Genomic DNA, 23,702 nt, shown 5'->3' on the forward strand with positions numbered 1-23,702 from the left:
GCGATCGCGTCCGAAGGCAAGTTCGAGCGAAGCGAGAACCTGATCGCGCAGCGAGCCGCAAGGCGAGTCGGAGCGATGCAGCGATCGCCCGCAGTTCTCGACGATGGAGGGCTTCCGGGCCCGAAGGAGGAGAGCACTGCCATAGGTACAGCGATCGCGTCCGAAGGCAGGTTCGAGCGAAGCGAGAACCTGATCGCGCAGCGAGCCGCCAAGGCGAGTCGGAGCGATGCCAGCGATCGCCCGCTTTTTTCGACGATGGAGGGCCGTCAAGGCCCGAAGGAGGAGAAAAAGGCAATCAACACAGTCCCAGTAGTTCGGCGGCTGCTTGGGCGTTGGCGGCGGCGGCGCCGTAGGTGGCCATGTAGACGGCGGAGCGGGGGCGCCAGACGGGGAGGCCCATCTCGACGACGACGGTGTCGGGGCGGGCGGTGAGGAGGGCGGTGGTGAGGGCGCGCTGGGCGGCGTGCCGGTGGGCGTCGCGGAGGACGATGACGAGACCGCGCCCCTTGGCACGGTCCAAGACACGTTCCGCCGTCCCGTCCGCGCCGTCGGCCTGGACGGCGTCGGGCGCCCACGGGCGCAGGCCCCAGGGCGTCGGGCCGACCGCGATGTTGCCCGTCGACTCGGTCTCGACGACCAGGGGCGCCGCGGTCCAGCCGGGCAGCGCGCCCGTGACGCGGACGGCGCGGCGGGCGGCCTCCAGGCCGGCGGGCCGGTCGACGGCGGCGGGGCTGTGCCCGGCGAGCCATTCCCTGAGCAGGCGGGTGCGCTCGGCCGCGTCGGCCAGCCTGGCCAGGGGGAGGCGCCCGGCGCGGACGGCCTCGTCGATCGCGGCGAGGGTGGCCTCGACGGTCTCGGCGTGCTCGCGGGGGCCGAGGCACAGCAGGTCGGCGCCCGCGATGAGGGCCCGCACGGACGCCTCCGGGATGCCGATGGCGCCGCTGGCGCCCTGCATGTCGAGCGCGTCGGTGACGATCACGCCCTGGTAGCCGAGCCGCTCGCGGAGCAGGCCGGTGATCGCCTCCGGGGAGAGGGTGGCCGGCGCCCCGTGGGTGATGGCGGGCAGGTTGAGGTGCCCGGTCATCACCGCGCGGGTGCCGGCCGCGATCGCCGCCCGGAACGGGACCAGCTCGCGGCGGTCCAGCAGGTCCAGGTCGGCGTCGACGAGCGGGATCCCGAGGTGGGAGTCGTCCACGGTCGCGCCGTGGCCGGGGAAGTGCTTGGCGCAGGCGGCGACGCCCGCCTCCTGCGTGCCGGTGACGGCGGCGGCGGCGTGCCGCGCGACCAGCGCGGGGTCCGAGCCGAACGAGCGGGTGCCGATGACGGGGTTGTCGTCGGCGGTGTTGACGTCGACCGACGGCGCGAAGTTGAAGTTGACGCCGACCTCGGCCAGTTCGGCGCCGAGCGACCGGTAGATGCGGCGGGTCAGTTCGGGGTCGTCGACGGCGCCGAGCGCGGCGTTGCCCGGGTAGGGGCTGCCGGTCGTGTGGCCGCCGAGGCGGGTGACGTCGCCGCCCTCCTCGTCGATCGTGATGAAGGGGTCGCCGGCCTTGCGCATCTGCGCGGTGAGCGCGGCCAGCGCCTCCGGGCTCGGGACGTTGCCGGTGAGCGCGAAGAGCGTGACGCCGCCGAGGCCGGCCTCCAGCTCGTCCAGGACCCAGTGGGGCGCGGTCGCGCCGGGGAAGGACGGGAGCAGCGTGCCGCGGGCGAGCCGGGCGATCTCGGCCGTGGTCGCGATGTCGTCGGTCGTCACCCCTTCACCGCCCCGGCGGTGAGCCCGGACACCATGCGGCGCTGGACGATCAGGAAGAAGGCGATGACGGGAATGGTGAGCAGCGTGGACGCTGCCATGATGGGCCCCCAGGCGTTGCCGCTGCGGCCGAAGAAGAACTGCAGCATGATCGGCAGGGTGTACTTGGTCTGGTCGTCCAGGAACGTGAACGCGAAGATGAACTCGTTCCAGGCGGTGATGAAGGAGAAGATGCTGGTCGCCACCAGGCCGGGCGCGACGAGCGGGAGCATGACGCGCAGGAACGTCCGGACGGGGCCCGCGCCGTCGATGGCGGCGGCCTCCTCCAGTTCGCGGGGCACCGCGGCGACGAAGCCGCGCAGCATCCAGATCGCGAACGGGACGGCGAACCCGATGTAGACGATGACGAGGCCGGCCAGGCTGTTCAGCAGGTCCAGCTGCTTCAGGTCCAGGAACAGGGGGATGACCAGCGCCTCGCACGGCACCATCTGCACCACCAGCAGCATGATCAGGAAGGTGGTGCGGAAGCGGAACCGGAAGCGGGCGACGGCGATCGCGGCCATCAGCGAGAGCAGCCCCGACACCAGGACGGTGACGAGCGCCAGGATCGCGCTGTTGCGGAAGTACTCCCAGAAGGAGACCTCGGCGATGCCGCCGTTCAGCACCAGGTCGAAGTGCTCCAGCGTCGGATGGGACGGCAGCGGCTTCGGCGTCGTGCTGAAGATCTCGGTGTTGGGCTTGAACGCGGTGGAGGCCATCCAGAAGACGGGGAACACCGCGATCGCGAAGACCAGCAGGCCCGTCCCGTTCAGCAGCAGCTTGCGCGGCAGGCGCCTCATCGGGTCTCCCCCTGACGGACCATGACCCGCACGTAGAGGGCGGTGACGACGAGCAGGATGAGCGTGAGCACGAGCGCGATCGCCGAGCCCATGCCGAGTTTCGGATTCAGCGAGCCGAACGCCTCGGAGTAGCCGTACAGCGACAGGTTGAACGCGTCGCGGTTGGCCATCCCGGCCATGATGAACAGCTGCGTGAAGACCTTGAAGTCCCAGATGATCGACATGACGACCAGCACGAGGAAGATCGGCTTGAGCATCGGGTAGGTGAGGCTCCAGAACGTCCGCCACGGTCCGGAGCCGTCGACGCGGGCCGCCTCGTACAGCTCGCCCGGGACGCTCTTCAGCCCGGCCAGCACGGACACCGCGACGAACGGGCACGCCTGCCAGACGACGCACACGGTGAGGACGGTGTAGGTGGACAGCGGCGTGGCGAACCAGTTGTAGTCGCTCCAGCCGCCGCCGACCAGGAAGTTCGGCAGCAGGTCCAGGCACCAGTTGACCAGGCCGCCGGTGGTGCCGAACAGCCAGCTGAAGATGATCGCGGCGGTGACCGGCGGGGTCGCCCAGGCGACCATGACGCCGCCGGCGACGAAGCTCGACATCCGCTTGCCGAGCTTGTTGAGCAGCAGCCCCACCAGCGTCCCGACGACCAGGGTCAGGGACACCGCGACGACGGCGAACAGCACGGTGTGCCGCAGGGTCTGCCAGAAGAACGGGTCGTTGAAGATCTTGTCGAAGTTCTCGGTCCCCACCGTCTCGGCCGGCTCGCCGCGCAGCTGGCGGTTGCCGACCTTCTGGAACGACATGACCCCGATCTGGATCATGGGCCAGAACATCAGGACGGCGATCACGAGCACGGTGGGCGCGATCAGCAGGTAGGGCCCGAAGCGGGGCCTGCGGCGGGGGCGCGCCCGGCCGGACGTTCTCCGGCCGGGCGCTCTCCGCACCGCGGGAGCGGTGTCGAGCATGGACGTTCCGATCAGCCGGGTACTACGGGTTCAGCAGCGTGTTGGCCTGCTCGTTCGCCTTCTTCATCTCCTCCTCGGCGGACTTGCCCTGCATGATCGCCTTGACGGCGTTCGGCAGCACCTTCTTGGCCTGCTCGAACTCGCCCCAGCCGGCGCTGATCGGCGGGAACTTGGTGTTGCCGGCGATCGAGGTGAAGACCTCCAGCTTGGGGTCGGAGAACTTCACGTCCGACCGCATGGAGGAGAAGCCGCTGTAGTCGGCCCAGATCTTGGCGTTCTTGGCGTCGTTCAGCAGCGTGATGTAGTCGAAGGCCGCGCTCTTGGCCTTGCTGTCCTTCCAGACCGCGAGGTCGGAGCCGCCCGCCATGACCGGGGCGTTGCCGCCGGTCTTGCTCGGGATCGGGAAGACGCCCCACTTGTCGGCGTTCTTCTCGGAGATCTTCTTCATCTCCTTGAGCGCCCAGCTGCCGTCGACGTACATGCCGAGCTTGCCGAGCGCGAAGTCGCGCTGCGGGCCCTCCAGCTCGTTCTTGCCGACGTACTTGGCGGGCGCGACCTTCTCGGTGGTGACGAGCCCGGCGTAGTACTTGACCGCCTCGACCGCCTGCGGCTGGTCGAGCTGGCCCTTGAAGCCGCCCTTGCCGTCGTCGACGGCGACCTCGCCGCCGTTGCCCCACACGAAGCTGAGCAGCGCGTTGGTCTGGTCGCTCGGGATGCCGATGCCGGGGACCTTCTTGGCCTCCTGCACCTTCTTCGCGGCGGCGGTGAGGTCCGCCCACGTCTTCGGCGGCTGGATGCCGAGCTCCTGGAACCAGTCCGTCCGGTACCAGACGCCGCGGACGCCGCCGTACCACGGCACCGCGTAGGTCTTGCCGTCCGCGGTGTCGTTGCCGAGCGCGGTCTTGTTCAGCGTCTTGCCGTCGGCCCAGCCCTTGAACTCGTCGGTGATGTCGGCGAGGCTGCCCTGCTCGATGTGGGACTGGACGTCGGTGTTGCCGAGCTCGGTGACGTCGGGGCCCTCGCCGCCGGCCGCCGCCTTCTGGAAGGTGGTGGCGACCTGCGGCCACGGCACGTACTTGACCTGGACGTCGGTGTTCGGGTGCTTCTTCTTGAACTCGGCCTCGACGCCGTCGAGGATCTTGGTCTGCTCGGGCGTGCCGTCGCCCATCATCCAGACCTTGAGCTGCGCCGGGTCCTTGCCGTCGCCCGCGTCGCCGTCCTTGCCGTCGCCGCCGCAGGCCGTGGCGGCCAGGGCGATCGCGGCCGTCACGGCCGCAACCTTGATGTACTTCACTGGGGGTTCCTTTCCGGCATCGCCTCGCGCGGCCTTGTGGCCTGCGGTGCGAGTGGAGACGGCGCGGACCCTTTAGGGTCCCAGCCATGCCCCTCTCGCGTTCGCATCGCTCGCGGGCGCCCTGCTCGCCAGTCCGCGCTCTGCGAGCGCCCCCGACCCGGGGTACCGTGCCGGTCGGCGCTTGGGCGTAAACTAACAAGAAACTTTCCTAAACAAAACTGCTCGTTAGCGGATTGAGACATCAGGGGTCGCAATGGCAAGACGCCCGGGAACGCCGAGGCTGCTGCGTGAGCTGAACGACCGCGCGGCGCTGGACCTGCTCGTCGAGCAGGGCCCGCTCACCCGCGCGCAGATCGGCGAGCACACCGGGCTGTCGAAGGTGACCGCGTCCCAGCTGCTGTCACGGCTGGAGGAGCGCGGGCTCGTCTCGGTGGTGGGGGAGCAGGCCGGGGGGCGGGGCCCCAACGCCGCACTCTATGCGGTCGTCCCGTCCAGCGCGTACGTCGCGGGCCTGGAGGTCGGGCCCGACGGGGTGACGGCCGGCGTCGCCGACATCACCGGCCACATCGTCGCCCAGGTGACCGTGGACCCCAACGGCGCCGACGACCCCGTCAAGATGGTGCACAGCGCCGTCGTCAAGGCGTGCCGCTCGGCCAAGGTCGCGGTGTCGAAGCTGAGCGCGTTCGTCATCGGGACGCCCGGCGTCGTCGACCCGCGCTCCGGCGACGTCCAGTTCTCCTTCGACCTGCCCGCCTGGCACGAGGGCGTCCTCGCCGCGCTGCGCACCGACCTGCGCCGGCCCGTGACCATCGAGAACGACGTGAACCTCGCCGCGATCGCCGAGCGGGCCTACGGGGCCGCCCGCGACGCCGACGACTTCGCGCTCATGTGGCTCGACCGCGGCATGGGCCTGTCGGTGATGCTGGGCGGACGGCTGCACCGCGGCCGGTGGGGCGGCGCGGGGGAGATCGGCTACCTTCCCGTACCCGGGGCGCCGCTGCCGGTCGGAGCCGCCCGGCGCGCCACGCAGGACGAGGGGGTCACCGAGTCGACGACCTGGGGGATCCCGACCCTTGCCGGCGGCTACGGGGCCCTGGTGGGCGCCGACGCTGTCCGAGCCCTCGCCCACCAGCACGGCATCGCCGAGCCGACCGCCGTGGACTGCGTCCGCGCGGCCGCCGCCGACGAGGACCGCGGCGGGCCGTTCCTCGACGAGCTCGCCGACCGCATCTCCTATGGCGTGACCTCGGTCAACATCGTCCTGGACCCGGGGCTCATGGTGCTGTCGGGCAGCCTCGGCCGGGCCGGGGGGCGGCCGCTGGCCACCCGCATCGAGTCGATCGTCGGCCGGATCAGCCCGACCCGCCCCGCCGTCGCCGTCACCGGCGTGAAGGGCAACCCCGTCCTGCGAGGCGCCCTGCACGCGGCGCTGGAGCAGGCCCGCGACGACGTCTTCTCGGCCGCGGGGGCATCGTAGGAAGGCGCGTCGGCGCAAGCGGGAAGCGCCCGCGCCCGCCGGGCGCGGGCGCTTCCCGATCGCGCGGTGGACCGTTCCCCTACTTGGCGGACGCCGCCGCGACGGCGACCTCCGGATGACGCCGAGGGTCGTTCAGCGCGCGGTCGATGACGGTCTGGCTGATGATCTGACGCTTGCGCCGGAGAGCGGCGGCCTTGCGTGCCGTAGGTGTCATGCCGAAACCCCGTTCCGCGGTGGCGCTTTCCCCTGGGCCACCGCAAACCCCGTGATGCGGCCATGCTCTCAAACGGAAGGGCCGGGGGGTATCCGCCCGAGGAATGACTTCGAGGTCAGACCAACAGCGGAGGCCCGCCCTGGACAGTCGCGGGCCCGGCGCGCTGAGATCATGGGGAACGCCGACTTCTACCCGCCCGTTGGGGGAACCGTGAGCGACGAACCGAGGGGACTTCATGGCGCTGCGTGACCGTCTGCGGCGCCTCGTCCAGAAGCCGGGAAGCGTCGATCTCGCGCCGCTGCGCGCCCTGGTGGACGAGGCGGCGGCGCGCGAGTCCCGCGTCCGGGAGCTGCCGGACGCGGAGCTGACCGCCGCCGCGTCCGCCCTCCGCCGGAAGGAGGACCTCGCGGAGCTGTGCGCCCTCGGCCGGGAGGCCGCCCGGCGGACCCTGGGGGAGCGGCCCTTCGACGTGCAACTGCTCGGAACGCTCGCGATGCTGTCGGGGCACGTCGCCGAGATGGCCACCGGCGAGGGCAAGACCCTGGCGGGCGCCCTGGCGGCGGCCGGGCACGCGCTGCGCGGCCACCGGGTCCACGTGATGTCGGTCAACGACTACCTGGCGCGGCGCGACGCCGAGTGGATGGGCCCGCTCTACACGATGCTGGGCGTCACCGTCGCCTGGGTCGGCCAGTCGTCCACCCCCGCCGAGCGGCGCGAGGCCTACCGGGCGGACGTGACGTACGCGCCGGTCAGCGAGGTCGGGTTCGACCTGCTCCGGGACCGGCTCGCCACCGGCGCCGCCGACCTCGTGCTGCCCGAGCCGTCCGTCGCGCTGATCGACGAGGCCGACTCGGTGCTGGTGGACGAGGCCATGGTGCCGCTCGTGCTCGCGGGCGCCGCCGACCTCGACGCCGCCGATCCGCGGCACGCCGACCTGGTCCGGCGGCTGCGCCCCGGGCTGCACTACGCCACCGACGACGAGGCGCGCAACGTCCAGCTCACGGCGGCCGGGGCGCGCGAGGTGGAGCGCGCCCTCGGGCTCGACCTCTACGCGCCGGAGAACCTCGCCGCGCTCACCGCGGTGAACGTGGCGCTGCACGCGGAGGTCCTGCTGCACCGCGACGTGGACTACATCGTCCGCGACGGCGCGGTGAAGCTGGTCAGCGAGTCGCGGGGCCGGGTCGCCCTGCTGCAGCGCTGGCCGGACGGCCTGCAGGCGGCGGTCGAGGCGAAGGAGGCCCTGGACGCCTCCCCGAGCGGGGAGATCCTCGACTCGATCACCGTGCAGGAGCTGATCGGGCGCTATCCCGTCCGGTGCGGCATGACGGGCACCGCGATGGCCGTCGCCGGGCAGCTGACCGAGTTCTACTCGCTGCCGATCGCGGTCGTCCCGCCGAACCGGCCGTGCGTCCGCGAGGACGAGCCGGACCGCCTCTACGCGACCGCCGCCGACAAGGAGGTCGCGATCGTCGAGGAGATCGCCGCCGCGCACGCCGAGGGGCGTCCGGTGCTGGTCGGGACGGGCGACGTCGCCGAGTCCGAGCGGCTGGCCCGCCGGCTGGCCCGCGCCGGGCTCGACCGGGTCGTCCTCAACGCCAAGAACGACGCCGAGGAGGCCGCGATCATCGCGGAGGCGGGCGCGTACGGCGCGATCACCGTCTCCACCCAGATGGCCGGCCGGGGCACCGACATCCGGCTGGGCGGCAGCCCCTCGCCGTCCGCCCCGGGCACGGCCCCGGCCGAGCGGGACGGCGCCGACCACGACCGGGTCGCGCGCGCCGGCGGCCTGCTGGTCATCGGGACGGGCCGCTACCACAGCAGCCGCCTGGACGACCAGCTCAGGGGCCGGGCCGGACGGCAGGGCGACCCCGGCGGCTCGGTGTTCTTCACCAGCCTCCAGGACGACCTCGTCACCCGCTACGCGCCGGACGAGGAGTCGAAGGCGCCCGCCGGAGACGACGGGCTCATCACCGACAAGGGCGCGCACTGGATCGTCGGCCACGCCCAGCGCGTCGCGGAGGGCGTCGACCTGGAGCTGCACCGCAACACGTGGCGGTACAACCACCTGATCGGGCTCCAGCGGCGGGAGGTGCTCGCCGAGCGCGACGCCGTCCTGCACGGCGACGCCGCCGACAAGGCCATGGCGGCCGACACCCCTGACCGGCACGCCGAGCTCACCGCGATCGCGGGCGCGGAGGCGGTGGCCGGCGCCGCGCGGCAGATCGTCCTGTACCAGCTGGACCGCTGCTGGGCCGAGCACCTGGCTTTCCTCGCCGACCTGCGCGAGGGCATCCACCTGCGGTCGCTCGGCCGCGGCCTGGACCCGCTGGTCGAGTTCAACCGGGAGGCCGTCCCGGCGGGCAAGCGGCTCCTGTCCGACGCGCGGAAGCGGTCCGTGGCCGCCTTCGAGGCCCTCACCGCCTCCGAGGACGGCGTCGACCTCGACTCCGCGGGGCTGAAGCGGCCGTCGGCGACCTGGACCTACCTCGTCCACGACAACCCGTTCGGGTCCCTGGACGAGCGGGCCCTGCGCGGGCTGATCAACATGTTCAGGGGGCGGCGGCGCTGAGCTCCCGGGGCACGATCGCCTCGGCGGCGGCGCGGGCGAGGGCCGCCGCGTCGCGGACGCCGGCCACGCTGAAGGCCACGATCGCGCCCTCGTGCAGGATGAGCAGCTGGTCGGCCAGCACGCCGTCGCCCACCAGGCCGGCGTAGAGGGCGCGCACCCACGCCTTCTGCTCGGCGGCCGCCCCGTGGACCGGGTGGGACGGGTCGGGCAGCTCGGCGCAGGCGTTCACCATCGAGCATCCGCGCCCGCACTCGGCGGCCATCCACTCGCCGAGGGCGTCGAAGGTGGCGAGCACCCGCTCGCGGGCGCCGCCGGCCTCGGCGATCCGGCCGGTCGTGAAGGCGCGCCACCGCTCGTCGCGGGCCCGCAGGTAGGCCAGGATCAGCGCGTCCTTCGAGCCGAACCGGTCGTAGACGGTCTTCTTCGTGACGCCCGCCTCGGCGGCGATCAGCTCCATGCCGACCGAGCCGATGCCGCGCTCGTAGAACAGCTCGCTCGCGGCCTGGAGGACCCGCCGGGCGGCGGGGGTGAGCGGCCGGTCGTGCGCGGGCATCTCGGCTCCTTCCTCGGGGGGTGACTCGGAGTATACATACCGGTATGGCTACGTTGTAGGTATACCGGTATGTATACCTCGGGAGGGCCAGTGGACATCCGCCGATCGGACGCCCTGCTGGGCGCCGCGTTCGTCGTCATGTGGAGCTCCGGGTTCGTCGGCGCCGAGCTCGGCACCCGCAGCGCGCCCGCGAGCGCGCTGCTGGCCTGGCGGTTCGTCATCGGCGCGGGCGCGCTCGGCATCTGGCTGCTGTGGCGCCGCCGCCGGATCCCGCCCCGGGACCTGGCCCTGCACGCCCTGATCGGGACGCTGGGGCAGGTCGGCTACCTCTCCGGCGTGTTCCTCGCCGCCGAGCACGGCGTCGTGGAGGGCGTCAACAGCCTGATCACGGCGTTGCAGCCGCTCGTCGCGGTCGCGCTCGCCGCGCCCCTGCTCGGCGAACCGGTCGGCCGCCGGCAACTCGCCGGGTTCGCCGCCGGTCTCGGCGGCGTCGCCCTCGTCGTCGGCGGCGACCTGAGCGCGGACGCCCCGGCCTGGGCGTACGCGCTTCCCTTCGCCGCCATGCTCTCCCTCGTCGGCGCCACCCTCGTCGAACGCCGCACGCGCCCCTCGCTGGAGCTCCCGGAGGCGCTGGCCGTCCAGGCCGGCGTGAGCGCCGTGGTGTTCTCGGGCTTCGCCGGCGTGGACGGCTCACTGGTTCCGCCGGCCGACCCCGCGTTCTGGACCGCCATCGCCATCCTCGTCGTGCTGGCGATGTTCGGCGGGTACGGGCTGTACTGGGTCAACGTCCGGCGCACAGGGGTCGCGCGCGTGTCCGCCCTGCTCTACCTGACACCGCCCACGACGATGCTGTGGGGATGGCTGATGTTCGGCAGCACGCTCACCCTGCCGTCACTCCTGGGCGTGCTCGTATGCGCCGCCGCCGTGACCGTCGCGCTTCGGGGCTCGGGCGGTCAGGAGCGCAGCCGCAGCCCGCGAGGCGTGGGATGGAACCCGGCCGACTCGAGCGCGGCGGCCAGCGGGGAGTCGCCGATCGCCTCGCCGTCGGCGCGCTCCACGGTCAGCTTGCCGAGCGCACCCTCGCGGACGGCCAGGGCGAGCGCGTCGACGGCCGGCTGCAGGACGCCGGGATCGTCGTCCCAGGTCAGGAGCGTCCGCCCGCCGCGCTCGACGTAGAGGACGAGGCGCCCCTCGACCAGGACGACGAGCGCGCCGGCCTTGCGGCCCGGCTTGTGGCCGCTGGCGACCTCGTCGGCGCGCTCCGGCCAGGGCAGCGCCGCGCCGTACGGGTTGGCGGGATCGGCCGCCGCGAGCACGAGCGCGCGGACCGCGGGTTTGCCGGGCGTCTCCCAGAGGGCGGAGATGTCGTCCGGTGCGGCGGCCGCCGCCGGGAGGAGCGCCCGGAGCCGGTCGACGGCGCCCGGCAGCGCGAACTGGGCGGCCCCCAGGCCCTCGACGAAGTAGCCGCGCCGGCAGCGCCCCGTCTCCTCGAACGCGCGCAGGACCGGGTAGACGGCGGAGAAGCCGCCGGGGGTGCGTTCGGCGGCGACGGCGCCGCGGATGACGATGCCGTACCGCTCCAGGAGCGCCTCGGCGAGCGCGTGGGAGCGCAGGGTCGCGGCGGGCTCGCGCTCGGGGAGCGGCCACCAGCGTCCGGCGACCGTGGGCGGACCCGTCCGGGACGGCAGGACGGGACGTCCGCGGCGCGTCGTCCGGGAACGGTGCGTCGGACGGCCCGACCCGAGCGCGGACCGCAGCGGGGCCAGCGTGTCGTTGGTGAGGTGGCCCGCCCAGACGAGGTCCCACACGGCGGTGACGAGGTCGGCGTCGTTGGCGGTGGCCTGCTTGTTCACGCGGTCGGACAGCGTCCGGAAGAACAGCGCGCCGCCGTCGCCGAGGGCGTCGAGGACGGCCTGGTGCACCGGCGTGAGCGTGATCTCGGCCGGGGCCGGCATGAGCAGCGGGGCGGTGTCGGCCAGGTACAGCGCCACCCAGCCGTCGCCGCCCGGCAGCCCTCCCTGGCCCGCCCACACGACCTCGCCGGCCGAGGTCAGCTCGTCGAGCATGGCCGGGGTGTAGCCGGGCACCCGCGACGGCAGGACCAGCGACTCCAGCGCGGAGGCGGGGACCGCCGCGCCCTGCAGCTGCTCGATCGCCTGGACGAGCGCGTCGATGCCCCGCAGCCGCGACCCGCCCGAGATGCCGTGCCAGACCGGCAGGAACCGGCCGAGCGCCTCCGGCGGGGACGGCTCGACCTCGGCGCGCAGGCGCGCCAGGGAACGCCGCCGGAGCATCCGCAGCACGCCGCTGTCGCACCACTCGGTCGTCAGCGGGCCCGTCACGGAACCGACCGGGAGGAACTCCCCCTCGACGACCCGGCCCGCGCCCGACAGCCGCCGCAGCGTCTCGACGACCACGGCGACGCCCAGCCCGAAGCGCGCGGCGGCCTCGGCCGCCCGGAACGGCCCGTGCGTGCGCGCGTACCGGGAGACCAGGTCGCCGAGCGGGTCGTCGACCGGTTCGAGGAACGCCTCCGGGACCCCCACCGGCAGCGGCGCGCCGAGCGCGTCCCGGAGCCGGGCGGCGTCCTCGATGGCGGCCCAGCGCTCCTCCCCGGCGATCCGCACGCGGATCGCCCGCCGTGTCGCCTCGAGCTCCGCCAGCCACCGCGACACCTGGACCAGCACCCCGTCCGGGACGGGCTCGCTGACCGCGGCGGTCTCTTCGTCACCCGCCGTGGCCGCGGTCTCGTCCGGCGGGGCGCCGAGGCTCGCGGGCAGTGTGCGCTCGGCCGCTTCGGCCGTGCTGAGGGGGCCGAGCGTGCGGAGGAGGTCGGCGACGCCCTCCATGTCACGGGCCCGGCGGTCGGAGGCGAGGCGCTGGAGTTCGCGTTCGGTCTCGGCGACGGCGTCGGGATCGAGCAGCTCGCGCAGATCGGCCTGGCCGAGCAGTTCGGCGAGGAGCGCCGAGTCGAGCGCGAGAGCCTGCGCGCGGCGCTCCGCGAGGGGCGAGTCGCCCTCGTACATGAACGCGCCGACGTAGTGGAACAGCAGGGAACGCGCGTAGGGGGACGGCTCGGAGGTCTCCACCTCCACCATGCGGACCTTGCGTCCGGACAGGTCGCGCATGAGCTGCACCAGGCCCGGGACGTCGAACACGTCCTGCAGGCACTCGCGCATGGTCTCCAGCACGATCGGGAACGACGGGTACTTGCTCGCCACGGCCAGGAGCTGCGCGGCGCGCTGGCGCTGCTGCCACAGGGGCATGCGCTTGTCGGGACGGCGGCGGGGGAGCAGCAGCGAGCGCGCCGCGCACTCGCGGAACCGGGCGGCGAACAGCGCCGACCCGCCCAGCTCGTCGACGACGATGCGCTCGATGTCGTCGGCGTCGAAGACGGCGAGGTCGAGGCCGGGGGGCTCGTCCATGTCCGGGATGCGGATGACGATGCCGTCGTCGGCGTGCATGGCCTGAGCGTCGACGCCGTACCGCTCGCGCAGGCGGCCGGCTATGGCGAGCGCCCAGGGAGCGTGCACACGAGCGCCCAGCGGCGAGTGGACGACCATGCGCCAGTCGCCGAGCTCGTCGCGGAACCGTTCGACGACCATAGTGCGGTCGTCGGGTACGTGACCGGTGGCCTCACGCTGCTCGGTCAGGTAGGAGACGAGGTTGGCGGAAGCCCAGTCGTCCAGGCCGGCCGAGGTGACGCGCTCCTGCGCCTCCTCCTGGGGCAGCCGGGCCAGCTCGCGGGTGAACGAACCGAGCGCGCGGCCCAGTTCGGCCGGACGCCCCAGCGTGTCGCCATGCCAGAACGGCAGCTTGCCGGGCTGGCCCGGGGCGGGGGAGACGAGCACGCGGTCGGGGGTGATGTCCTCGATCCGCCATGAGCTCGCACCGAGGACGAACACGTCGCCCACGCGCGACTCGTACACCATCTCCTCGTCGAGTTCGCCTACGCGCGACGCCTTCTCGCCGACGAGGAACACCCCGAACAGGCCGCGGTCCGGAATCGTCCCGCCACTGGTCACGGCGAGCCGCTGGGCGCCCGGACGGTCGCGCAGCACGCCGGTCACGCGGTCCCAGACAAGACGGGGACGGAGTTCGCCGAACTCGTCGCTGGGATAGCGCCCGGCGAGCATGTCCAGGGACGCCTCCAGCGCCGACCGGGGAAGCGTGGCGTAGGGGGCGGCGCGCTTGACGAGGGATTCGAGGTCGTCGACCGTCCACTCGTCCATGGAGACCATCGCGACGATCTGCTGGGCCAGGACGTCGAGGGGGTTGCGCGGGTACCGGAGCTCCTCGATCTCGCCGCCGCGCATGCGTTCGGCCACCACGGCCGTCTGCACGAGGTCGCCCCGGTACTTGGGGAAGATGACGCCCTTGGACACGGCGCCGACCTGGTGGCCGGCGCGCCCGACCCGCTGGAGCCCGTTGGCGACCGACGGCGGCGACTCCACCTGGACGACCAGGTCCACCGCGCCCATGTCGATGCCCAGCTCCAGGCTGGACGTCGCCACGACCGCGGGCAGCCGGCCCTCCTTCAGGGCGTTCTCGATACCGGCCCGCTCCTCCTTGGAGACGGAGCCGTGGTGCGCCCTGGCGATCTCCGTGGGCGCCCCCTTGGCGGCGCCCGCCTGGGCCATCGTCGCCGCGGGGGAGTGGTCCTCCGGCAGGGGCTCGCCTGCGGCGCGCTCGTAGGCGAGTTCGTTCAGCCGTCCGCACAGCCTCTCGGCCAGGCGCCGGGAGTTGGCGAACACGAGCGTCGAGCGATGCGCCTGGATCAGGTCGAGCAGGCGGTCTTCCACGTGGGGCCAGATGCTGCGCTGGCGGGGGTCGGGCGTCCCCGAGTCGTCGACGAACCGGCCGACCTCGCCCATGTCCTCCACCGGGACGACGATGTCGAGCTCGAACACCTTCTCCGAAGGCGGCTGGACGACGGCGGCGGGCCTCGGCCCGCCCAGGAACGCCGCCACCTCGTCCGCGGGGCGGACCGTCGCCGACAGGCCGACGCGCTGGGCGGGGCGTTCGAGGAGCGCGTCCAGCCGTTCGAGGGACAGCGCGAGATGCGCGCCGCGCTTGGTGCCCGCCACGGCGTGCACCTCGTCGACGATGACGGTCTCCACCCCGCGCAGCGACTCGCGCGCCCGCGAGGTGAGGATCAGGAACAGCGACTCGGGCGTCGTGATCAGGATGTCGGGCGGCCTGACGGCCAGGCGGCGGCGCTCGTCGGCCGGGGTGTCGCCCGACCGCATGCCCACGCGGACGTCCGGCTCGGGCAGGCCGAGGCGCCGCGCCGCGTGGCGGATGCCGGTCAGCGGGGCGCGCAGGTTGCGCTCGACGTCGACGGCGAGGGCCTTCAGCGGCGACACGTACAGGACGCGGCAGCGGTGCAGGGGGTCTTCCGGAAGGGCTTCGGTGCCGAGCCGGTCGAGGGACCACAGGAAGGCCGCCAGGGTCTTGCCGGACCCGGTGGGGGCCACGACCAGCGTGTTGTCGCCGCCGGCGATGGACTCCCACGCCCCGGCCTGCGCGGGTGTGGGTGCGGCGAAGGCCCCGGTGAACCAGGCGCGGGTCGCCGGGGAGAAACGTTCGAGCACGTCACCGCCCATGTCGCCATACTGCCTTGCGGGTCGGACAGAATGCGCGGGCGTGGCGCGGCTCACACGGAGGAGCGAAGCGAACCGGGGGGTGCGGGGGGCGCTCCTCCCCGCGGGAACTATTGTAAGCAAGCGCTTGTATGGTCATGGTGGAGCGGGCAGGCCCACGTTCCGCAAGGGAGTAGCGATGCCTTACGTCCTCCTCGCCCTGGGCGTCCTGTTCGCCCTGACGGCGGCCAACGCGTACGCCCCGCGGCGCAGCCCCGGCCTCCTCACCGCGAGCTTCTTCGCGGGCTGGCTCACGATCGAGCTGGCACCGCACGTCCTGGTCACCTGGGCCACCGCCGCGGCCCTGGCCGCGGCCTTCGGGGGACTGGAAGGCTGGGCGGGCTGGACCGGGCTCGCCCTGGCGGTCCTCGGCATGGCGGGCGTCGCGGCCACCCTCGCGGCTTCCCGCCGGACGGTCGTCACCCTCCGGGACAGCGGCGCTCCCCTCGAACTGGACCCGGAGGGCGCGCCGCGCTACCCGCTCGGACACCTGATCGTCCCTCCGCTGTGCCTGGTCCCGCGCAAGGGCGTCCGCGTCGAACGCAACGTCGTGTACCGGCAGGAAGGCCGCCTGCGCCTGAAACTGGACGTCTTCCGTCCCGCGGCCGAACGCGCCGACGGCGAGCTGCGCCCGGGGCTCATGCAGATCCATGGCGGAGCCTGGGTGATCGGCGACAAGCGCGAGCAAGGGCTGCCGCTGCTCAACCACATGGCCGTCCAGGGATGGGTCGGCTTCAACGTCAACTACCGGCTCAGCCCGCGCGCCACCTGGCCGGAGCACCTGATCGACCTGAAGCACTTCGTCGCCTGGTACAAGGAGCACGCCGAGGAGTACGGGGCAGACCCCGACTTCCTGTGCGTGACCGGGGGGTCGGCCGGAGGGCACCTCACCGCGATGGTGGCCCTGACCGCGAACGTCCCCGAATTCCAGCCGGGCTTCGAGGACGCGGACACCACGGTGCAGGGCGCGGTCCCCTTCTACGGCTTCTACAACTTCTTCGAGCCGGGAACGTTTCCCCGACCCTTCGGCACCACCCGCCTCATGGAACGGATGGTCGTCAAGCAGCCCTTCGCGGAGAACCAGGAGGCGTACGCCAAGGCGTCCCCGGTCACCTACGTCCGCGAAGACGCGCCGCCCTTCTTCGTCATCCACGGGAGCCGCGACTCGCTCATCCCCGTGGTCGAGGCCCGCCGATTCGTCGAACGGCTGCGGGAGGTCTCCGACTCGCCCGTCCTCTACGCCGAGATGCAGGGCGCCCAGCACGGCTTCGACGTCTTCCCCTCCTACCGGACGGCCCGGGTCATCGAAGGCGTCGAACGGTACCTGACGGGCCTGCACCGCCAGTACCGCCAGGGCCGCGCCCCCGAGGTGCCCGGCGAGGTGACGCGGTCCCTGGGAGAACCATCCGTCGGATAGCGTGGGACACGTGCGGCTAACACTCTTCTGGGATCGGATGAACCAGCAGTTCGGCGAGCACTACGCCGAGAGCGTGGCCAAGGACTACGTCATGGCCGAGCTGGGCGGCCGCACCATCGAACAGGCCCTCGCTGAGGGCGAATCCGCCAAGAAGGTCTGGCAGGCGGTCGTGGCCACCTTCGACGTCCCCGCGACCCTGCGCTAGGGCCGTCTACAGCGCGATGCGGTGCGGGACGAAGGACGACGTGTCGTCGGTGATGAGCCCGGACGTCTCCCTGATACCGATGCCCGCGGCCCCGTCGTGGACCACCCACGCGCCGAGCACGGGGTGTTCGCCGTCGAACTCCGGCAGCGCGCAGAACTCCTGGAAGACGTACCCCTCCGCGCCGTAGTCGCCCTGGGTCCGCTGCTCGGAACCGTCCGGCGTGACGATGCGCATGCTCGCGCCCTCCCGCCCGAGCAGCGGCTTCTGCACATAGGACGTCAGGTTCGACGGAGTGTTGAGGTAGGTGGGCAGCAGGTTGGGGTGGCCGGGGAACAGCTCCCACAGCAGAACGAGCAGCGCCTTGTTGGAGAGCACCATCTTCCAGATCGGCTCTATCCACGACGTCGGCGTCCCCGGGATGTTGCTCCCGAACGGCTCGGCGACGATCCACTCCCAGGGGTAGAGCTTGCAGAGCGTCCCGATCGCTTGCTCGTCGAGGTCGACGAAGCGTCCGCGCGCGGGGTCCCAGCCGATGTCCTCCATGGCGATCGCCACGCCGGGCAGGCCCGCCTCCTCGGCGGTCTCCTGCATGTAGGCGATCGTCATGACCTCCTCGCCGGTCTCGTCACCGGTGGTCCAGGCGAAGTGGACGGGCCCGCCGCCCACGGTGGGCGCCAACTCCTTCCAGCGCGCCACGAACCGCTCGTGGATGGAGTTCCACTGGTCGTCCTCGGGGTGGGTGTCCTGCAGCCAGTACCACTGGACGACGGAGCTCTCCACAAGCGCGGTCGGCGTATCGGCGTTGTACTCCAGGAGCTTGGCGGGCCCCTTGCCGTCGTAGCGCAGATCGAACCGCCCGTACAGGTGCGGGTCGCCGCGCCGCCACGACTCCTCGATCAGGGGCGCCACCCAGTCGGGGATGCCGAGGACGTGGTAACGACCGGTGGACACGACGTGCTCCACCACGTCCAGGCACATCCGGTGCAGTTCCTCGACGACGCCTTCGAGGGCCAGGACCTCGTCCATGTCGAAGACGTAGTGCACGGACTCGTCCCAGTAGGGCCGGGTCAGATGCTCGGGGTGCGCGGTGCGGTGGAAGGCCAGGCCGTGCGCCTCGACCTTCTCCGCCCAGCCCTCGCGCGGCGCGGAACGGACTCGGCGCACGGGTCAGCTCCCGCCCCGGCCGCCGCCGCCGAACCCGCCCCGGCTCAGCGTCCGCCCGCCACTCGACTTGATCTTCCCCTCGGGACGGTACTGGCTGCCGCCGGACACGAAGCCGGACCGGCTCTTCCCGCCGTAGTACCAGAAGTAGCGGTTGTAGGCGTTGTTGGCCCCGTCGTCGATGTCGCCGGCGTTGCAGTTGTCGTCCGGGACGACCTTGTAGCCGCCCTTGCCCTTGGCCGGCGCGTTGCGGTCCACGCATCTCGCCGTCGTCGAACCGGAACCGCAGGCGACGAGGGTCAACGACAGGGCGCTCACCATCCCCACCTTCACGGCGCGGGAGCTGAGCCGGCGAGTGGGCTCCTGAGGGGGCAAGGGAACACGTCCTTCTCGCGGAGGGATCGATCGGCGGCCGAGGGCCACAGGTGATGAGACGGCGAAAACCCTAATCCGGTTCGATCACGGCCACATCACCTGTGCGACTGCTATTCGGGCACGGGGAGATGGGCGTAGAGGTCCATCGCGTCCACCGACGAGGGCAGGTCGCTGACCTGGCCGTCGCCGACCTCCACCACGCGCCAGGCGCCGTCCGCGCGGCGGGCCAGGTCGGTGGTGATGAACCGGCACCCCAGGGCGCGGACGGCGGGGGCCACCGCGCCCAGGTCCGGATCGAGCTCCACGCCGGGGCTGTCGGGATGCGGGCCCACCAGAGCGGGTTCGCCGTCCACCCACCACACGCGCGCCTCGCCTTCCTCGTACTGCTCGAACTCCCGCACGACGAGGCCGCCGGCCAGATGGTCGTCGCGCAGCGCGACCATCTTCGCCGCGATGTCGTGCAGTTGCGCGAGGTTCTTCACGTCGGGGACGAAGCACGCCTCTTCCCACTCGTGCTTGCACGACTTCACGTAGTCCTTGACCACACCGGGCCCGCCGCGCAGCGGCCTGACGAGCTCACCCAGCTCGGCGAGGGGACCGGGGTCCTGGCCGGTGCCGAGAGGGCGCCAGACGCTGTGCGGGGTCAGCCCCGCGAACGTGTCGTGCCATCCCGGCAGCTCGTGCGCGCGGCGGTAGTCGTCCGGATGCGTCAGGAGCACCGTTCCGCGGCGCTTCAGGGCGGCGGCCATCGCGCCGTACTCCTCCGCCGAGAGCATCCACCCGCGGTACCAGACCGGGCCCAGGTCGGAGGGCGCCGCGTCGACCGCGTCCTCGACGTCCCCGCGCCGCAGCGCGTCGTGGTCGATGAGTGCGATCTCGCCGTAGTGGTCCCGCACGGCGGCGGCCTCACGGGCGAAGTGGGGGTCAACGCGCCGGGGATGGAGCGGATCGACGCAGAAGAGGACGGTCAGCGTCATGATTGGAACCCTCCGTCAACCCCGCCAGGTTACGGGGTCGGGACCATCGATCGCACGGAGATTCCGCCGCAAATCGGCATGCGGGACGATGATCGAACGGATGTTCGGTAAGCTGGGCGGGTCCCGCGGCGGCGTCATCGGACCGCGCCGCGGTCGAAAGTGTCGGTGGCCCGCCGTAACGTCGCCCTCGACATCGCAAGCAGCGGCCGAGAGCCGACACATCTCAACGAGAAGGACATCTCATGGCAGCGAACGACCGGGAGAAGGCTCTCGAGACCGCACTCGCCCAGATCGAGCGGCAGTTCGGCAAGGGGTCGGTCATGCGGATGGGCGAGGAGGCGCGGGCGCCCGTCGAGGTGATCCCCACCGGCGCGATCTCGCTCGACATCGCCCTCGGCATCGGCGGCCTGCCGCGCGGCCGCGTCGTCGAGGTGTACGGCCCCGAGGGCTCCGGCAAGACCTCCATCGCGCTCCACGCCGTCGCGAGCATCCAGAGGATGGGCGGCATCGCCGCCTTCGTCGACGCGGAGCACGCGCTCGACCCCGAGTACGCCTCCAAGCTCGGCGTCGACATCGACGCCCTGCTGGTCTCCCAGCCCGACACCGGCGAGCAGGCCCTGGAGATCACCGACATGCTGATCCGCTCCGGCGCGATCGACATCGTCGTCATCGACTCCGTCGCCGCGCTGGTGCCCCGCGCCGAGATCGAGGGCGAGATGGGCGACAGCCACGTCGGCCTCCAGGCCCGCCTCATGTCGCAGGCCCTGCGCAAGCTCACCGGCGCCATCAACCAGACCAAGACCACCGCCATCTTCATCAACCAGCTCCGCGAGAAGGTCGGCGTCATGTTCGGCTCCCCGGAGACCACCACCGGCGGCCGCGCGCTGAAGTTCTACGCCTCCGTCCGCCTCGACGTCCGCCGCATCGAGACGCTCAAGGACGGCACCGAGGCCGTCGGCAACCGCGTCCGCGTCAAGGTCGTCAAGAACAAGATGGCCCCGCCCTTCCGCGTCGCCGACTTCGACCTCCTCTACGGCCTGGGCATCAGCCGCGAGGGCGGCCTGATCGACCTCGGCGTGGAGCACGGCTTCGTCCGCAAGTCCGGCGCCTGGTACACCTACGACGGCGACCAGCTCGGCCAGGGCAAGGAGAACGCCCGCAACTTCCTCAAGGCCAACCCCGACCTGGCCGACGGCATCGAGAAGAAGATCAAGGAGAAGCTCGGCATCGGCCCGAAGGTCGACAAGGAGGCCGAGCCCGCCGCCGCGGGCGCCGCCGGCGCCGCGCCCGAGCCTCCCGCTCCCGCCCCGGTCAAGGCCCCCGCCGCGAAAAGGGGCGCCAAGGCCGCCAAAACGGGTGATTCCTGACAAGGAATCCGCCGAGACGGGTGACTCTTGACGAAGAGTAAGCGATGATCTCGTATGCAGGGCGGCGGCGCCTTACCCGGCACCGCACGACCGGTGCCCGGAACTTCCCCGATGGCGCCGCCGCTCCCATGGCCCCCGCCGGCTCCCCGTGACGGCCGCGGGCGAGAACGGCCCAGAGGCGAAGGCGCGCGAGATCTGCCTGCGCCTCCTGTCCGCCTCCCCCCGCACCCGGGCCCAGCTGGCGGAGGCCCTCCAGCGCAAGCACATCCCCGACGACGTCGCCGAACGCGTCCTGGGCCGCTTCACCGACGTCGGCCTCATCGACGACGAGGCCTTCGCCCAGGCATGGGTCCAGTCCAGGCACGCCGGCCGAGGCCTGGGCAAGCGGGCCCTCGCCGCCGAGCTCCGCCGCCGGGGCGTTGCCAACGAGACCGTCAACGACGCCGTGGAGACCCTGGACCCCGACCAGGAGGAGCAGACGGCCCGCGCCCTGGTCGCCCGCAAGCTCCCGTCCACCCGAGGCGCCGACCCGGCCAAACGCATGCGTCGCCTGGTAGGCATGCTCGCCCGCAGGGGCTACTCACCCGCCCTGGCCTACCGAGTGGTCAAGGAAGCCCTGGCAGAAGAGGGCACCGACCCCGAAGCCCTCCCAGCCCCTCCCGACTGACCAACCCGCCACACCGCACAAGGCACCGAAGCGCCTCCAAAGAGCCGCCCCCCCCGAGGGGCTCCCCACTCCTGGGCGGCTGACCGGCTCGTTGCGTCTCGCAGGGCCACAGGGAGGGCCTCGGTCAGCGGTGGCACCGACCCGAAGGATCTGCTGCCGGTGGTGACTGACCGGCCGGGTGGGTCTTGCGGGTGGGAGCGACACGCCGGGGGTGGTGGGGCGGTGTCCGGAAGGGGGCCGGAGGCGGGGGCGGGTGACGGTGTGATGGTGCAGGTCGGAGCGGGGGACGGGGGTCAGGGGAGGCGGTAAGGAAGGAGTCACGCCGACGTTCGGTTAGTCCGGAATGCCCGTCGTTTGCTTGCTCATTACCTCTGTGCCGCTTACCGTTACGGCAGTGAGGAGTTACTCCGCGTCTCGCGGATTGCCATACGACCGAGCACGTTCCAGCAGCTGAGAGGCATAAAGGACAGCTTCGTCGACCGGATTCGGCCGGATCGCCGGGGCGCGCCGCCGCGCCGTCCCGCGATGTCGTGCATCCGCGCGCGCGAGTAAGTCCTCGCTAGGCAGGGCCTGTACTCCGGACGGGCCCGCGGCGAGGAAGGATCTGCCTCATGGAGAGCGTCCTGCTGGGTGCAGCGCTGCTGGTGACCCTGGTCGCTCTCGTGATCGTTCTGGTGCGGCGCCCCGGCACGCCCGGGAGGGCCGCGGCCGAGATGGCCCGGGCGCAGGGCGAGGCGGACGAGATCAGGGAGAGGGCCGCGAAGGACGCGCGGGCCGTCCTGGAGAAGGCCGAGCGTGAGGCGCAGCAGGCAGCCGCCGCCGGGCGCGCCGAGCTCGACGAGGAGGGCAGGACCCTCCGGGACGACCTCCGCACCGTCCGGGAGGACCTGGAGCGCCGGGAGGCGCGGCTCGCCGAGCGGGAGCAGCGGCTCGACACCGAGGTGCGCCGCCTGGAGGAGTGGCAGGGGCGGCTCGCCGAGACCAAGAAGGCGCTGGAGGCCCGCGGGCAGGAGCTCGACGGCATCGCCGAGGAGCGCCGCAAGGTCCTGGAGCAGGCGGCCGGGCTGACCGCCGAGCAGGCCAAGGGCGAGCTCGTCGCGGCGATCGAGAACCAGGCGAAGCGGGAGTCGATCCCGATCGTCCGGGAGATCGAGAACGCGGCCAGGGCGGAGGGCGACAAGCGCGCCCGCAAGATCGTGACGCTGGCGATCCAGCGGGTCGCCAGCGAGCAGACGGCCGAGTCGGTGGTGTCGGTCCTGCACCTGCCGAGCGACGAGATGAAGGGCCGCATCATCGGCCGCGAGGGGCGCAACATCCGCGCCTTCGAGACCACCACGGGCGTGAACCTCATCATCGACGACACGCCGGAGGCGGTTCTGCTGAGCTGCTTCGACCCCGTGCGGCGTGAGGTCGGGCGCCTGACGCTGGAGAAGCTCGTCCTGGACGGCCGGATCCACCCGCAGCGGATCGAGGAGATCTACGAGCGCAGCCGCAGCGACGTCGAGCAGCTGTGCGTCCGCGCCGGCGAGGACGCCCTGGTCGAGGTCGGCATCGCCGACATGCACCCGGAGCTGATCGCGCTGCTCGGCCAGCTGCGGTACCGGACGTCCTACGGGCAGAACGTGCTCAAGCACCTGATCGAGTCCGCGCACATCGCGGGGATCATGGCGGGCGAGCTGCGGCTTCCGGTGGAGGTCGCCAAGCGGTGCACGCTGCTGCACGACATCGGCAAGGCGCTCACGCACGAGGTGGAGGGCAGCCACGCGCTGATCGGCGCCGAGATCGCCCGCCGCTACGGCGAGCACGAGGACGTCGTCCACGCGATCGAGGCGCACCACAACGAGGTCGAGGTCCGGACCGTGGAGGCCGTGCTCACCCAGGCCGCCGACGCGGTGAGCGGCAGCCGGCCGGGGGCGCGCCGCGAGTCGCTGGAGGCCTACGTCAAGCGGCTGGAGCGGCTGGAGGAGATCGCCCGCGACCGGCACGAGGGCGTGGAGAAGGTCTTCGCGATGCAGGCGGGCCGCGAGATCCGGGTGATGGTGAAGCCCGACGCGGTCGACGACATCCAGGCGCAGGTGATCGCCCGCGACATCGCCAAGCAGGTCGAGGACGAGCTGACCTATCCCGGCCAGATCCGGGTCACGGTCGTCCGGGAGTCCCGGGCGATCGAGTTCGCCCGCTGACCGGCGGCGATCCGGCGACCGGGCGGTTCGTTGGGGTTTGGGGG

The 23,702-nt window shown here is 72.3% G+C and carries 17 protein-coding genes and 1 pseudogene; 8 read left to right on the forward strand and 10 right to left on the reverse strand.

Going from position 1 to position 23,702, the window contains the following annotated elements:
• Nucleotides 1–295: 295 nt before the first annotated feature.
• Genes ABD944_RS09050 through ABD944_RS09065 form a run of 4 tightly spaced genes read right to left on the reverse strand, consistent with a single transcriptional unit; the run spans nucleotide 296 to nucleotide 4,851 of the window.
• Entirely contained in the window at nucleotides 296–1,753 is a 1,458-nt protein-coding gene (locus tag ABD944_RS09050) for a glycoside hydrolase family 3 protein (protein ID WP_345174283.1), read from the reverse strand.
• Nucleotides 1,750–2,589 carry a carbohydrate ABC transporter permease gene (locus tag ABD944_RS09055; RefSeq protein ID WP_345174285.1) on the reverse strand — a complete coding sequence of 280 codons (840 nt, stop codon included), beginning with the start codon at nucleotides 2,587–2,589 and terminating at the stop codon, nucleotides 1,750–1,752. Before ABD944_RS09055 ends, ABD944_RS09050 begins: the two co-directional genes overlap by 4 nt.
• Entirely contained in the window at nucleotides 2,586–3,557 is a 972-nt protein-coding gene (locus tag ABD944_RS09060; protein ID WP_345174288.1) for a carbohydrate ABC transporter permease, read from the reverse strand. Before ABD944_RS09060 ends, ABD944_RS09055 begins: the two co-directional genes overlap by 4 nt.
• A gap of 22 nt (nucleotides 3,558–3,579) precedes the next feature.
• On the reverse strand, nucleotides 3,580–4,851 hold the full coding sequence (locus ABD944_RS09065) for an extracellular solute-binding protein (protein ID WP_345174291.1): 1,272 nt from the start codon (nucleotides 4,849–4,851) through the stop codon (nucleotides 3,580–3,582).
• Between the two features lie 253 nt (nucleotides 4,852–5,104).
• On the opposite strand from ABD944_RS09065, the gene ABD944_RS09070 reads away from it, so the two are divergent.
• Nucleotides 5,105–6,328, forward strand: a complete 1,224-nt coding sequence (locus tag ABD944_RS09070) for an ROK family transcriptional regulator (protein WP_345174292.1) — start codon at nucleotides 5,105–5,107, stop codon at nucleotides 6,326–6,328.
• 79 nt (nucleotides 6,329–6,407) lie between these two features.
• Here ABD944_RS09070 and ABD944_RS09075 read toward each other — a convergent pair whose 3' ends face one another.
• Nucleotides 6,408–6,542, reverse strand: a complete 135-nt coding sequence (locus ABD944_RS09075) for a hypothetical protein (RefSeq protein WP_258938661.1) — start codon at nucleotides 6,540–6,542, stop codon at nucleotides 6,408–6,410.
• A gap of 235 nt (nucleotides 6,543–6,777) precedes the next feature.
• Between ABD944_RS09075 and secA2 the strand changes: the two genes are divergently transcribed.
• Nucleotides 6,778–9,111 (forward strand): accessory Sec system translocase SecA2, encoded by a 2,334-nt coding sequence (gene secA2 / locus ABD944_RS09080; protein ID WP_345174294.1) that lies wholly within the window; start codon nucleotides 6,778–6,780, stop codon nucleotides 9,109–9,111.
• Here the strand turns inward: secA2 and ABD944_RS09085 are convergent.
• Entirely contained in the window at nucleotides 9,092–9,664 is a 573-nt protein-coding gene (locus ABD944_RS09085; RefSeq protein WP_345174296.1) for a TetR/AcrR family transcriptional regulator, read from the reverse strand. The genes secA2 and ABD944_RS09085 overlap by 20 nt on opposite strands.
• A gap of 138 nt (nucleotides 9,665–9,802) precedes the next feature.
• On the opposite strand from ABD944_RS09085, the pseudogene ABD944_RS09090 reads away from it, so the two are divergent.
• Nucleotides 9,803–10,540: pseudogene (locus tag ABD944_RS09090) on the forward strand (DMT family transporter); the annotation flags it as partial.
• A gap of 77 nt (nucleotides 10,541–10,617) precedes the next feature.
• Here ABD944_RS09090 and ABD944_RS09095 read toward each other — a convergent pair.
• Entirely contained in the window at nucleotides 10,618–15,270 is a 4,653-nt protein-coding gene (locus ABD944_RS09095; protein WP_345174299.1) for an Lhr family helicase, read from the reverse strand.
• Between the two features lie 175 nt (nucleotides 15,271–15,445).
• Here ABD944_RS09095 and ABD944_RS09100 point away from each other — a divergent pair, with 175 nt between their 5' ends.
• Together ABD944_RS09100 and ABD944_RS09105 are read left to right on the forward strand one after the other, a co-directional pair.
• Nucleotides 15,446–16,723: an alpha/beta hydrolase fold domain-containing protein gene (locus tag ABD944_RS09100; protein ID WP_345174301.1), complete on the forward strand. Its 1,278-nt coding sequence runs from the start codon at nucleotides 15,446–15,448 to the stop codon at nucleotides 16,721–16,723.
• 10 nt (nucleotides 16,724–16,733) lie between these two features.
• Nucleotides 16,734–16,928: a DUF3046 domain-containing protein gene (locus tag ABD944_RS09105; protein WP_345174304.1), complete on the forward strand. Its 195-nt coding sequence runs from the start codon at nucleotides 16,734–16,736 to the stop codon at nucleotides 16,926–16,928.
• Nucleotides 16,929–16,934: 6 nt separating this feature from the next.
• Here ABD944_RS09105 and ABD944_RS09110 read toward each other — a convergent pair whose 3' ends face one another.
• The 3 genes from ABD944_RS09110 to ABD944_RS09120 form a co-directional block, all read right to left on the reverse strand.
• Nucleotides 16,935–18,092 carry a glutathionylspermidine synthase family protein gene (locus ABD944_RS09110; RefSeq protein WP_345174305.1) on the reverse strand — a complete coding sequence of 386 codons (1,158 nt, stop codon included), beginning with the start codon at nucleotides 18,090–18,092 and terminating at the stop codon, nucleotides 16,935–16,937.
• Between the two features lie 3 nt (nucleotides 18,093–18,095).
• Nucleotides 18,096–18,464 (reverse strand): hypothetical protein, encoded by a 369-nt coding sequence (locus ABD944_RS09115; RefSeq protein ID WP_345174308.1) that lies wholly within the window; start codon nucleotides 18,462–18,464, stop codon nucleotides 18,096–18,098.
• Nucleotides 18,465–18,574: 110 nt separating this feature from the next.
• The gene (locus ABD944_RS09120; RefSeq protein WP_345174310.1) at nucleotides 18,575–19,441 is read right to left on the reverse strand and encodes an ATP-grasp domain-containing protein; all 867 of its coding nucleotides are present in this window, start codon (nucleotides 19,439–19,441) and stop codon (nucleotides 18,575–18,577) included.
• Between the two features lie 242 nt (nucleotides 19,442–19,683).
• Between ABD944_RS09120 and recA the strand changes: the two genes are divergently transcribed.
• The 3 genes from recA (at nucleotide 19,684) to rny (ending at nucleotide 23,658) form a co-directional block, all read left to right on the forward strand.
• Entirely contained in the window at nucleotides 19,684–20,808 is a 1,125-nt protein-coding gene (gene recA / locus ABD944_RS09125; RefSeq protein ID WP_345174312.1) for a recombinase RecA, read from the forward strand.
• A gap of 148 nt (nucleotides 20,809–20,956) precedes the next feature.
• Complete coding sequence (locus ABD944_RS09130) at nucleotides 20,957–21,475, forward strand: regulatory protein RecX (RefSeq protein ID WP_345174315.1); 519 nt, start codon at nucleotides 20,957–20,959, stop codon at nucleotides 21,473–21,475.
• A 611-nt stretch (nucleotides 21,476–22,086) separates the two neighbouring features.
• Nucleotides 22,087–23,658, forward strand: coding sequence for a ribonuclease Y (gene rny, locus ABD944_RS09135; RefSeq protein ID WP_345174318.1), 1,572 nt, complete (start codon nucleotides 22,087–22,089; stop codon nucleotides 23,656–23,658).
• Nucleotides 23,659–23,702 lie beyond the last annotated feature (44 nt).

Source organism: Actinomadura verrucosospora, from assembly GCF_039540335.1.
Taxonomy (GTDB): Bacteria; Actinomycetota; Actinomycetes; order Streptosporangiales; family Streptosporangiaceae; genus Spirillospora; species Spirillospora verrucosospora.